At 43.5% G+C, this 12,812-nt stretch carries 10 protein-coding genes; 4 read left to right on the top strand and 6 right to left on the bottom strand.

The features are described from left to right. Nucleotides 1-446: 446 nt before the first annotated feature. Both V7L01_RS28260 and V7L01_RS28265 read right to left on the bottom strand, forming a co-directional pair. A complete protein-coding gene (locus V7L01_RS28260) occupies nucleotides 447-1,349 on the bottom strand; it encodes a S1 RNA-binding domain-containing protein (protein WP_335040728.1) in 903 nt (300 codons plus the stop codon). Nucleotides 1,350-1,471: 122 nt separating this feature from the next. Then, nucleotides 1,472-2,212, bottom strand: a complete 741-nt coding sequence (locus V7L01_RS28265; RefSeq protein WP_335040730.1) for a dienelactone hydrolase family protein — start codon at nucleotides 2,210-2,212, stop codon at nucleotides 1,472-1,474. 382 nt (nucleotides 2,213-2,594) lie between these two features. Here V7L01_RS28265 and V7L01_RS28270 point away from each other — a divergent pair, with 382 nt between their 5' ends. Beyond that, the gene (locus tag V7L01_RS28270; protein ID WP_335040732.1) at nucleotides 2,595-3,578 is read left to right on the top strand and encodes a GntR family transcriptional regulator; all 984 of its coding nucleotides are present in this window, start codon (nucleotides 2,595-2,597) and stop codon (nucleotides 3,576-3,578) included. Between the two features lie 44 nt (nucleotides 3,579-3,622). Further along, nucleotides 3,623-4,819, top strand: coding sequence for an FAD-dependent oxidoreductase (locus V7L01_RS28275; protein ID WP_335040734.1), 1,197 nt, complete (start codon nucleotides 3,623-3,625; stop codon nucleotides 4,817-4,819). Nucleotides 4,820-4,833: 14 nt separating this feature from the next. On the opposite strand, the gene V7L01_RS28280 is transcribed toward V7L01_RS28275, so the two are convergent. From V7L01_RS28280 to tig, 4 genes are all read right to left on the bottom strand, one after another. Beyond that, nucleotides 4,834-5,754: an alpha/beta fold hydrolase gene (locus V7L01_RS28280; protein WP_335040736.1), complete on the bottom strand. Its 921-nt coding sequence runs from the start codon at nucleotides 5,752-5,754 to the stop codon at nucleotides 4,834-4,836. 90 nt (nucleotides 5,755-5,844) lie between these two features. After that, nucleotides 5,845-7,185, bottom strand: a complete 1,341-nt coding sequence (gene clpX, locus V7L01_RS28285) for an ATP-dependent protease ATP-binding subunit ClpX (protein ID WP_335040738.1) — start codon at nucleotides 7,183-7,185, stop codon at nucleotides 5,845-5,847. 9 nt (nucleotides 7,186-7,194) lie between these two features. Then, entirely contained in the window at nucleotides 7,195-7,893 is a 699-nt protein-coding gene (gene clpP / locus V7L01_RS28290) for an ATP-dependent Clp endopeptidase proteolytic subunit ClpP (protein ID WP_335040741.1), read from the bottom strand. A gap of 377 nt (nucleotides 7,894-8,270) precedes the next feature. Beyond that, nucleotides 8,271-9,710, bottom strand: coding sequence for a trigger factor (gene tig, locus V7L01_RS28295; protein ID WP_335040743.1), 1,440 nt, complete (start codon nucleotides 9,708-9,710; stop codon nucleotides 8,271-8,273). Between the two features lie 850 nt (nucleotides 9,711-10,560). On the opposite strand from tig, the gene V7L01_RS28300 reads away from it, so the two are divergent. Both V7L01_RS28300 and dapA read left to right on the top strand, forming a co-directional pair. After that, complete coding sequence (locus tag V7L01_RS28300; protein WP_335040745.1) at nucleotides 10,561-11,604, top strand: aspartate-semialdehyde dehydrogenase; 1,044 nt, start codon at nucleotides 10,561-10,563, stop codon at nucleotides 11,602-11,604. A gap of 137 nt (nucleotides 11,605-11,741) precedes the next feature. Further along, nucleotides 11,742-12,626, top strand: a complete 885-nt coding sequence (gene dapA / locus V7L01_RS28305) for a 4-hydroxy-tetrahydrodipicolinate synthase (protein WP_335040747.1) — start codon at nucleotides 11,742-11,744, stop codon at nucleotides 12,624-12,626. The last annotated feature ends 186 nt before the right edge of the window (nucleotides 12,627-12,812 follow it).

Consider the following 12,812-nt stretch of genomic DNA (forward strand, 5'->3'; position numbering starts at 1 on the left):
TGCCTTAACCGAACCGTATTGTGAGTGGTGATGTGATAACAAAATCAAGGTTGCAAATTTCGGGGTAAGCGAGTCATGAAGTCATACAAATTCTTGTTTAGTCCTCTTGAGAGGACTTTCGCTATTAGCCGTAGGTTTCTAACCTATGGCGGGTGATGGATTCAAATGTGAGATTGTGGATTAAGGTATTCGATCGTTGCAGAATATTGACATTGCCCACACGTCCGCCTCAGAATAAATTCTGCGGCTCATAGCGAAAGTCATCTAAAGCTGACTGAAATTCTTGTTTTACCTGCATTTCCCGCCAGAGCCTAGAAAGGAGTCTGGGAAAAGTTTTCCCAATTTACAATCCCCCCACATCTTTGTAGATACAGGGGGAGTATTAACAATTCAAAATTCTTTAAGATGGGGATTTAAACGCTTTGTGCAAGCAGCCCATCTCAAAACTATTCAGAAGCTTTGTTATTAGCTCTATTAGCACGCGCCTCAGCCGAAGCCATCACCTCATCCATATTCTCTAGGACTTCGCCAGGGAAGTTTTCCAGAACTCTGGTAGAAAGAGCAACCCGCCCTTTACCCTCATCCAAGTCAATAATTACAGCTTTAATTGGCTGACCAACTTGAAATACCTTTTCTAAAGAGTCAATGAATTTTTGGCTTACCTGCTTGATATGAAGCAAAGCCCCCATACCATTTAAATCGACAAACACACCAAAAGGTTTAATACCAGTAACTTTGCCTTCCACCAGTTGACCTAGTTCTAATAAGCTGAAATTGCTAGAACGAGTTGCTAAACGCTGGGAAAGGATGAGTTTGTTGGTGTTTTTATTAATTTCCAAAAAGCCTACAGTCAGATTTTGACCTTTGAGTGCTTCTAAATTATCACGCTCTGCCAGGTGCGATCGCGGAATAAACCCCCGCAAAGACAGGATATCAACGGTGACACCACCTTTATTCACACCCATAACCCGTACTTGCACAGTCTGAGCATTTTCCTGCATTTCGGCCAGTCGTTCCCAGATGTGCTGAATTTCCAATTGCTTTCGAGAAAGGGTGACTTGACCTTCTGCATCCTGATCTCGGATAATCAAAAACTGCATATCCTCTTGCAATGGCAGCACCTCCGATAAATCGGTAACTGCTCTCAAAGAAGCCTCATCGCGCGGCAGAAAAGCTGACGACTTGCCACCAATATCGACATAAGCTCCATCATGGTCTAGTTGGAACACTTTGCCATGTACAACCTGTCCCTTTTGAAACTGGTAGTCGTGTTTTTCTAGCGCTTTGGCAAAATCGTCCATCGTAAACGACGAATTGGCTGTTTGAGAAAGTTTCGATTCGGAATTCATGACTTTTGAAGATTAATTGTTATTTGATATGGTGCAACTGGAGTTTAGATTGTCATTTGTCCTTTGTCATTTGTCATTTGTCCTTTGCTAATGACTAATGACTAATGACCAATGACTAATGACTAGTTCAGTTGACTAAAGAGTTGTTTGACTTGCTCCCAAGCATCAGCAGCAGCTTTAGGATTATAACTGGCACGAAGGTCACAGAAAAATCCGCGATCAGCTCCATCGTAGCGAAACACACGATGAGGAACTTTATATTTTTCTAACTCTGCTTCAATCTCATCTACTTGTTCGGGTGGAATGCTAGCATCTTCTGTACCAAAGAAGGCATAGAGAGTGCCTGGAATTTCTTTGGTGCGGGTGACAGTGGGAGCGCCACCTCCTGGTGTGCGGGTGGTAATTCCAGCACCGTAGAAGGAAGCCGTAGCTTTAATATCTGGTAAGGTGGCTGCAAGATATGCGACGTGACCGCCAAAACAGAAACCAATACAGCCAAAACCATCTTTTTTCACTTGCGGCAGATTTTTGAGGTAGTCAATTGCTACTTGAATATCGCTCAATAACTCTGATGCCTGAGTTTGCATGGCGTAGCTTCTGCCCGTTGCAACATCTTCGGGTGTGTATCCGGTTTCAAAACCAGGAGCAGTCCGTTGAAAAAGTGCAGGTGCCATCGCTACATACCCAAGTTTGGCAATCCGTTCTGTAACTTCCCGAATGTGAACGTTGACACCAAAAATTTCCTGTAATACCACGACTCCTGGGTAAGAGCCAGATTCTTTTGGCTCTGCCAGATAAACAGACACTTGAATATTATCTTGCAAAAGATTAACCGTTGTGGTAATTATTGCTTGCTCTGTCATAATAATTTTTACTAGTGCTATGTAATTAGCCGTGTGTTTATTTGATATAACTATGCCAGTATGCCCAGGTTATTTCCAATTAAATTATCAATTACCAAATAATGAGCGCATTAGAAATTTCTACCAGAAAAACTTTATATGTAAATAAAATATTTGATATGTAACAAATATATCTAATCACTAAAGGAGTGTTGAGTTAAAAGTGCCGAGTGCTGAGTGCAAAAGCAACATTTAATACTCCAAACTTAGCACTTAGCGAGAAGTCAGAGCGGCGGCTTCCCCCGTTAGCGCATCCCACCACAGGCATCTAAGCTTCTGTGACTCAGCACGGGCTAAACCCTAGCTATCCGCTAACAGCACTTAGTATTCAGGAGGTTTGCTGATGATTCAATTCCGTATTCAGCCAGACAGCGAAATCCCCGCATCAACCCAGCTGTTTAATCAAATCCGGTTTGCGATCGCTTCCCGGCAATATCCCCCTGCTTACAAATTGCCAAGCACCCGGGCGCTGGCAATGCAAACTGGCTTACACCGCAATACCATTAGTAAAGTCTACCGTCAACTAGAAGAAGACGGATTTGTTGAAAGTATGGCTGGTTCCGGAATTTATGTTCGTCCCCAAGGTCATGAGGGCGGTAGTAGACTGCAATCACCAATACTCAAACAAAATCCTGATGCATATCAAGTTGTCCAGAAAGCACTCGACGATTTGCTCACCCAAGGATGTTCGCTCAATCAAGCACGAGAGCTATTTTTAGCGGAAATTGACTGGCGCTTGCGTTGTAGTGCGCGGGTACTGGTTGCAGTTCCATCTTATGACATGGGTGCTGGGGAGTTGATGGTGTATGAATTAGAACGGTCTTTAAAAATACCAGTCCAGTTGGTAGCAATGGAAGAATTAACAGCTGTGCTAGATAAAACTACCTCTGCGACAGTAGTCACAAGTCGGTATTTTATCAGTAATGTGGAAGCGATCGCTGCTCCTAAAGCTGCACGCGTAATTCCTCTGGATATCTACGACTACAGCAAAGAACTCAGCCTCTTGAAAACCCTACCAAAAGAAAACTGTGTAGGCATAGTTAGCCTTAGTTCCGGGATTGCACGAGCAGCAGAAGTAATCCTCCACGGTCTGCGAGGGGATGAGCTATTAGTGATGACTTCGCAACCAAAAGATGTTTATAAACTTCAAGCTATGGTTAAACGGGCTGAGGTAATCATAAGCGATCAAGCCAGTTTTGCGGCAGTACAAGCAGCCGTACAAGCATGTGATGAAGATATTATTCGTCCACCAAAACTGATTAAGGTTGAAAATTATATAGGTATTAACTCAATTAACTTGCTAAAACGAGAACTGGGTTTGGGTTAATCCAAAGATAATTCGACCAACATCTATAAAGGAGGGATGATGTAGTGCAAATTGTGATTGTGGGCGCAGGCCCAACAGGTGTAACCCTTGCCCTGCTCCTTGCGAAACGTGGTATTGCTGTAACGTTAATTGAAGCAGCAAAAGACTTTCATCGTGTTTTTCGCGGTGAAGGATTAATGCCCAGTGGGTTAGATGCACTAGAGCAAATGGGTTTATCGCCATTGTTGGAGGATATTCCCCATCGACAACTCGACGCATGGGAATTCATTTTGGGTGATAAGCAGTTGTTTCGAGTTGATGAACCAATGGGAGCAAGCCGACCCTGTACGCTGGTTTCACAACCACCATTACTCAATGCACTGATTTCTGAAGCTCAAACTAATGATGGGTTTAAATTTATCCAGGGTGTTCCAGTCAAAGATTTACGCTGGAGTAATCAACGTGTCGCAGGTGTAGTACTGAGCGATGGGAGAGAAGTTGCTGCTGATTTAGTGATTGGGGCAGATGGTCGAAACTCTCTGGTGCGACAACGTATAGGATTGGAATTGGTACGCCAGCCCAAAAATATTGATATTCTCTGGTTTAAACTTGCCGCCAGTCCTGAGTTTGCAGCCGATAATGTGTTTCGTACTATTGTAAATGGCGATCGCGTATTTACCATCTTTCACGGAGCAGAGTCAGGAAAACTGCATCTGGCTTGGGTAATGTCAGCAACGGAAAGCACTGACTCCAAGCAAGCTAACTGGGCAGAGATTTTTGCCTCGCTATCACCCTCATGGCTAGCAGAGCATTTCCGTAATCATGCAGACACTATCGAATCCCCGATTCGGCTTTCTGTTGTGGTTGGTTATTGTCCACAATGGCACGCACCAGGGGTACTGCTTCTGGGTGACGCTGCACACCCAATGTCTCCTGTCCGCGCTCAAGGAATTAATCTAGCATTCCGTGATGTGATTGTCGCTGCTAATCATCTTGTACCGTTGTTGCACAGAGAAACTGGACACCAGGATATTGACATGGCATTACCGCAAATCCAAGCGGAACGCGAGCCAGAAATTATCCGCGCCCAGCAACTCCAGTTAGAGGAAGCTAAACAAGGCGAACTACTGCGAAAAAATGCACTGCTGCGATCGCTGTTGATTCAGCTTGCTCCCTTACTGCGTAAAATAATTAAAAAGTCTTGGTTAAAGCGACAATATAAAATGCGTCAAGGTATCACACAGGTACACTTAACTGTCTAAAAAACCGCCAGCAGTTATCCCACTTGTGGTTGTGGGGTGTTAATTTGCAAAAACTCTTGTACCCGTTGTAAATAAGTTGGCGCATCTTCCAACATTGGAAAATGCGCTGTGTTACGAATCATCACAAATTCCACTTTGTCACTCAGTGCGGCTGCTTGACGCCCCATTTCGGCTGGAATAATTTTGTCATACTCCCCCGCCACGAGTAGAGTCGGCACTGTCAGCTTGGCAAACTCTTGCGGCATTACTTCAGATTGAGCCTTACTGACTGAAGTAAAAATTGTCCCTAAAGCCGCATCGTAATCTGCTTCGAGAAAATCTTCCAAAAAAGCTTGCCGCTCAGAATGTGGTATGGAAGTATGTAGAAATCTGGCCATAAACATCTGGTCAACAAATGGAATTTTGCTTAACCACTTAGGACGGAATTTTACTACATAGCCACCAAATTTATGAAAAGCACTAAAGGATTTTTCGTCGTACTCAAAAATGCCGCTACAGGTTAGAATTCCTCGTTCTACTCGTTGGGGGTAGCGGTTAAAAAATAAAGTAGCAACAGACGCGCCCATTGAATGAGCATTGATATAAACCCGCTGAAGATGCAACCCATCTAACAAAGCTGCCAAATCATCAGCATATTCCTCTAATTCATAGGTTAACTCTCTGATTGCCTGTGATTCTTCCTGGGGGGACTCAGATTCGGCAACAGCTTCACTTGCTTCGGCTATGCTTGGCTTCCCACCAGAACGACCAAATCCCCGCATATCGTAGAGTAAACAATCAAATTGCTCCGATAAAACATTAGCGGTATTTTGCCAATATCTAGCCGAACCAGCCCAACCGTGCATGAAAATCATCACTGGTTTCACCAAAGAACCAGATGATTTTTTCACCCATTCATAGTAATGCTCAACGCCACGAACATTAATATAAGGCATTAGTCATTTGTCCTTTGTCAGTTGTCATTAGTCCCTGGTATATGGTTATTATTCCTTATTTTTTGACCAATGACTAATGACCAATGACTATTAGGCTGATTCTGGTTTCGGTAGTGAAGATGGATGTATTATCAGTTCGGCAGTCGATCGCTTTTCAACCATCTCCCGTGTTACTGTACAACGTGTCACATCCTTCCGGGATGGTAACTCGTACATTACATCCAGCATCAATTCTTCGACAATACCACGTAATGCTCTAGCACCAGTTTTACGACGGTAGGCTTCTTGAGCGATCGCTCGTAAAGCATCTGGTTTAAAATCTAACTGCACATTATCCATCTTCAGCAGTTTTTGGTACTGCTTGACTAAGGCGCTGCGTGGTTGGGTGAGAATCGCCATCAGCGCTTCTTCATCTAGAGGATCTACTACTGCTACCATTGGCACGCGCCCAATAAATTCGGGAATCATACCAAATTTTACTAGATCGTCTGGTGCTAGATGGCGGAGAGTATCTGCTGCCCGTTTTTCCTTCGATTGGCCTTCTCCAGGTTGCACAAAGCCTATTGCTTTTTTGCCAACTCTCTGATCCACAACCTTTTCTAGACCTACGAAAGCACCACCACAGACGAACAAAATATTACTTGTATCAATCTGAATACAATCTTGATAGGGATGCTTGCGCCCTCCTTGGGGTGGTACATTGGCGATCGTTCCCTCTAACATTTTTAGCAAGGCTTGCTGCACGCCTTCGCCAGAAACATCGCGGGTAATTGACGGGTTCTCGCTCTTGCGAGCAATTTTGTCAATTTCATCAATGTAGATGATTCCCCGTTGCGCTTCCTCTATATCTAAATCTGCCACTTGCAACAGTCGCAGCAAGATATTTTCCACATCTTCTCCCACATACCCTGCTTCTGTCAGCGTCGTAGCATCAGCGACAGCAAAGGGTACATCCAGAATTTTTGCTAGGGTTTGCGCTAAGAGAGTTTTGCCACAACCAGTCGGGCCAATTAACAAAATGTTGGACTTTTGCAGTTCTACAGCATCATCTGCCGCAGCTTTGCCAGTGGCTTTAGACTGAATTACTGCTAGCCGCTTGTAGTGATTGTAAACGGCTACTGACAGCACTTTCTTCGCTTCGTCTTGACCAATGACGTGTTCGTCTAGATACTTTTTAATCTCTCTTGGCTTGGGTATTTGATTAAACGAAATACTAGAAGAGTGGGTACGCCGTTTTTGAGGTGGTTCTGCTCTTGGTGCCGGTTGTGCTACCGCACCATTAGTATCTAGTAACTCCTCGTCTAGTATTTCATTACACAAGTCAACGCATTCATCGCAGATGTAGACTCCCGGCCCCGCGATTAATTTACGCACCTGCTCTTGAGACTTGCCACAAAATGAACACTTTAAATGGGAGTCGTACTTAACCATACCAGCCTCTTATTTCAGAATGGTGACGTTTTCCCCTGCTGTGGGAAGATTTTGCCTGGAAATGACTTGATCGATCAAACCGTAGTTCTTCGCCTCTTCTGCCGACATAAAAAAGTCGCGCTCAGTATCTGCTTCAATTCTTTCTATGGGTTGGCCAGTATGATGAGCCATTAACTCATTCAACTTAGCCTTAATGTAAAGAATTTCTCTGGCTTGAATTTCAATGTCAATGGCTTGACCTTGAGCGCCACCAAGTGGTTGGTGAATCATAATCCGGGAGTCGGGCAGAGACATTCGCTTACCGGCAGCCCCTGCTGTCAACAAAAATGCCCCCATGCTCGCGGCTAATCCAAAACAGATGGTAACAACATCAGGGCGAATTTGCTGTATTGTATCATAGATTGCCATGCCTGCGTAGACCGAGCCGCCAGGAGAATTAACATACAGTTGGATGTCCTTCTCTGAGTCTTCGGCGTCTAGGAATAACAACTGAGCGACGATTGAGTTGGCGACAGTATCATCTATTGGCGTTCCCAAAAAGATAATCCGCTCTCGCAGCAGGCGGGAGTAGATGTCGAAAGCCCTTTCTCCCATGCCAGATTGTTCCACCACCATCGGCACGATGTTGCTAGGGCTGTTCAACTGGGAGTTAATGTTGATTCGACTTTGGTTGCTGATGGGGTAGTTTCCCGACTGCGATACAAGCATACAAGCTTTCTTTGACGATAATTTAGGACAAGTGTTTCAGCAGCAGATGCTGCCTTTTCAACGAATGGGATTTTTATAGGTACGTGTTAACCATTATGCCTCATATAATTTCCTCTCGTGTAACACAGTATCAAGCTCAGGCGATAACATGTATCACTATTTGCTTAAAATTCATTAATTCTTTAATTATTCTGCCTTTATCCCTGAGTTTTCAAGAGTTAAGAGTTATGGGGCATTGGGCATTGGACAAGAATTAATAGTTGATCTCCTCTTGCCTCCCCTGCTCCCTGCTCCCTGCTCTCTCATCTCTTTTAACTTACCCATTTCACCAGTACTTTAACTCAGAACTGGTGAACTCATGGCTGTGGGATTGTTTATTATCCTTCTGAGACTTCTGTCGAAGCTTCGCTGGTTTCTTCCTCTGTCTGAGGTGCATCAGCTTCAGCATCTGATTCTGCGTCTTCCGTTTCTTCTGCGGGACTTAAGGAACCTTCGGGTACAAGTTCAACTGAAGAGTGTTCTAATAACCAATCAATGGTCTTTTCAGTTAATAGTTCGTTTTCCACGATTGAACGCAGTCTATCTTCATCAACATCTTGTTCCTCTGGGTACTGTTGCAAAAGTTCTGTGACTCTAGCTGCGATTTCTTCTGGTGTTACCTCAACAGATTCGCGTTTAGCGACTTCGCGCAACGACAAGGAGCGTTTGATGCGTTCAATTGCCTCAGTACGCGATCGCTCCCGTAATTGAGGAATAATATCTTGAGTAAACAACTTCCTTACATCCAATCCCTGCTGAGACAGGCGCATTGCTGTTTGCGTTAGCATTGCATCCACTTCTTGCTCAATCATGGTTGCTGGTAAGTCAACTTCTACGTGCTTGAGCAGTTCCGTTAACAACGCTTCTTGCTTGTTGGTTTTTGTTTTGTCGTCCGCCTCTTTTTGATATTGCTCTACTAAAGAGGCGCGTAACTCCTCTAAGGTTTCAAAGTCGCTCATTTCTTGGGCGAAGTCGTCATTTAATTCTGGTAGTTCTTTTTCCTTGAGTTCTTTGAGCGTTACTGTGAAAGTTGCCGCTTTTCCAGCTAAATCTTCATTAGCATATGGATCTGGGAACTGCGCTGCAATTTCTTTGGTTTCTTCAGGATTCATCCCTACTATTCCAGAAATAAAGCCTGGAATAAACTTATCTTCCTGCAACTCAACTTGAAAATCGGTTGCTTCGGCTCCGGGAATCGGTTCTAGTTCAGCTGTTTCGTCCTCGCCCTCAACTCTGGCGAATGAACCTTTAAAATCGACTACGGCAATATCACCGATTTGGGCTGCACGTCCTTCTACAGGAATCAATGTCGCCAATTCTTGACGTTCCTTATCCAGCGTGTTCTCCACTCGTTCTGGATCGAATTTGACTTCTTCAGCCTTAGCTTGCAAATCAGTGTATTGCACTAGATTTACTTCTGGTTCTACATCGACAGCAGCCGAAATCGTCAGGGGTTTTCCAGGTTCATAATTCTTAATCAAATCCTCAAAGGAGGAGCGCAACTGCGGCTGACCGATTGCTGGGATGGCTTCTTGTTTGACTGCTTGCTCAATGCCATCTTGAATTAGTTCTTCCAGCGCTGCTGCCTTGATTCGAGTTGTACCCAGCCGTTGTAGCAATATCGGCCGAGGCACCTTGCCTTTACGAAACCCAGGAATATTGGCAGTACTTGCTAAGTTTTTGATGACCTGTTCGTAAGTTTGCTTGGTAATTTCCGGCGTAATCTCTATTTCCAGGCCAATTTGGCTGGCGGGAAGTTTTTCCTGGGTGACTTTCATGCTTCGTCTCTAGTTTTCTGGTATTTTATACTCCGAGTACACACAAGACGCAATAAAATAATTGTTTGCGTTTATGGCTTGATGTCTCTTATGGGCAATGGGAGTTTGCCACAAGGCTTTATGACATCCAAGGATGGATGTTCGTCCTGGGGCAAACATCCAGTTTACTGCCAATTATCAAGGACTTGACATTTTACCTTCATAACAATTTGGTTAATGGGGCATTGGGATTAGGCCAGAGGTGACAGGGAATAACCTGTACCCTATTCCCTTCTTCACTCCCCACTCACTCTGAAACTGAGGAATTAATTATTCAGTGGGCTAACGCCGTGATATCCTGGTTCTCAATGAGTAGTTAGTACCCCCAAGTTAAAGTTATAGTACTGAGTCTAGCTATTATTAAATTGTTGGTATGAGAGCGCATCTAGTTACCTAAGCGCATAGCTCAGTTTTATCCTGTGCTGGTTTTATGCATTTCGCTCCTAGTATATTCTTCATCTTGGTAAGCAACTTTGCAGCCAAGAGGTTTGTTGCCTTACAGGTGGGATGCCTGTGAAACGTCTAAGTGCAGATATCTCCATTTTTCTACTAAATGGCGGTTTGTTGTATAATAATATATAGTTAAAATCCATGAAAAAATTAAATCGCCATTGTTGTAAAATGCAACATCACTTAACTTATTAAATAACCAAGAAAATAAATGTATTAAATATATAAAGATAGACTAAATTAGAGAAAAATCTAAATCTATTCAAAATCTATTTAAACACTGCGATCGCTATTTAAATATAACTAAATTGTCAATTGTTCCAAGAAATTGCAGATAAGTCCCTTAAAGGAGGAAGCAAGTTTGTCGAAATCCTATCGTTTAGCTATTTTGGGAGCGACTGGTGCAGTTGGCACAGAGTTGCTGGAATTATTAGAAAGTCGTAATTTTCCGGTTGCTGACTTGAAGTTATTGGCATCAGAGCGGAGTATCGGGCGATCGCTGCGGTTTAAAGGGGAAAATATACCAGTAGAGCAAGTTTGCGATCGCGCCTTTGAAAATGTCGATATAGTATTGGCTAGTGCAGGTGGTTCCACATCCAAAACTTGGGCAGCAATTGCTGTCGAAAAGGGCGCAGTAGTAATTGACAACTCCAGTGCCTTTCGGATGAACCCGGAAGTTCCACTAATAGTACCAGAGGTGAATCCACTAGCCGCAACTAATCACCAAGGCATTATTGCTAACCCCAACTGCACAACGATTTTAATGGCTGTGGCAGTCTGGCCATTGCATAAAGTTAAACCAGTACAACGCATCGTCGCTGCAACCTACCAATCTGCTAGTGGTGCGGGTGCTAGAGCAATGGCAGAAGTCAAAACCCAAACAAGCGCTATACTACAAGGACAGCCAGCGATTGCCGAAATATTGCCTTATCCATTGGCATTTAATTTATTCCCGCATAACTCCCCATTAAACGATTTGGGTTATTGTGAGGAAGAAATGAAAATGGTCAACGAAACCCGAAAAATATTTGGTACGCAGCAAATCAGAATCACTGCAACCTGTATACGGGTTCCCGTACTCCGCGCCCACTCAGAAGCCATTAATTTAGAATTTGAGACTCCCTTTAGTGCAAAGGAAGCCAGAGAAATTTTAAATTCCTCCCCTGGAGTGAAATTGGTAGAAGATTGGGGAACTAATCATTTTCCGATGCCAATTGAAGCAACGGGTCAAGATGAAGTTTTAGTGGGAAGAATTCGTCAGGATATTTCTCATCCTTGTGGCTTGGAATTATGGTTGTGTGGCGACCAAATTCGCAAAGGCGCAGCATTGAATGCAGTACAAATCGCCGAGTTGTTGGTAGAAAAAAATCTGCTCAAACCTGCTAAAGCTTACGTTTCAAGCTAGTCATTAGTAAAAATAAACCACTAATGAATCAAAAAGAGCAAATGTGCAAATCACTGTTGAAAGCAATTTGCAAATAGGTTATTACAATAGAAAACCACCAACATACAAAAACATGGGTAATCAGGAGTGAAAAAAGGGTGGGAGATTTTGGCAATGTTTTAACCGCTATGATTACGCCGTTTAAAGCAGATGGTAGTGTCAATTATGATGTAGCGGCAGAACTAGCAGCGCATCTAGCTAACAACGGTACAGATACATTGGTGATGTGCGGCACAACAGGAGAATCCCCGACACTAAGTTGGGATGAGGAATACCAGTTGTTTGTCGAGGTATTGCAGTCCGTGGCCGGAAAAGCCAAGGTAATCGCAGGTTGTGGATCGAATTCCACTAAAGAAGCGATCGCAGCCACCCAAAAAGCGTCTAAAATAGGAGTACATGGTTCCTTACAAGTTGTTCCTTATTACAACAAACCGCCACAAGCGGGATTGGAAGCGCACTTTAAGGCAATAGCACAAGCCTGTCCCGACCTACCATTGTTGTTATATAATGTCCCCGGTCGTACCGGACAAAACCTTCAGCCAGAAACAGTTGCCCGGTTAGCTGAGGTTAGCAATATTGTCGGGATTAAAGAATCTACTGGTAATATAGATCAGGCAAGCGAAATTCGCCGCTTGACACCAAAAGAATTCCACATCTATTCTGGTGATGATTACATGACTTTGCCCTTGTTAGCGATCGGGGCAAAAGGTGTAGTCAGTGTGGCTTCTCATCTGGTAGGAAACCAACTACAGCAGATGATCCAAGCTTTTAGTGCGGGGAAAATTGAGGTAGCCAGTGAGATTCATCTCCAACTCTTCCCGTTGTTTAAAGCTTTGTTTCTCACTTCAAATCCTATTCCAGTGAAAAAAGCACTGAAACTTCAAGGTTGGGAGGTTGGTTCAACTCGTCCGCCGCTATGTGAAGCTGATTTAGAAGTCAGTCAAAAATTAGAAGCGGTTCTGAAAGAACTAAGTTTAATCTAGCCGTCAGCTAGTTAAGCATCGGTAATCTACTTGTTGCCAAAGATACATATAAACAACGATTGTAATTGTTCATAAGTTGCAATTTAAAAATCTGTGCTAGGACTGATAGACATACTATAAATTCTTCAGCGTACAGTCGATTTTATTGAATAAAAAATTGAAGATTTCAATTAAAACTTGATTGCT

The sequence above is a fragment of the Nostoc sp. genome, assembly GCF_036917095.1.
In the GTDB taxonomy this organism is placed as follows: Bacteria; Cyanobacteriota; Cyanobacteriia; order Cyanobacteriales; family Nostocaceae; genus Nostoc.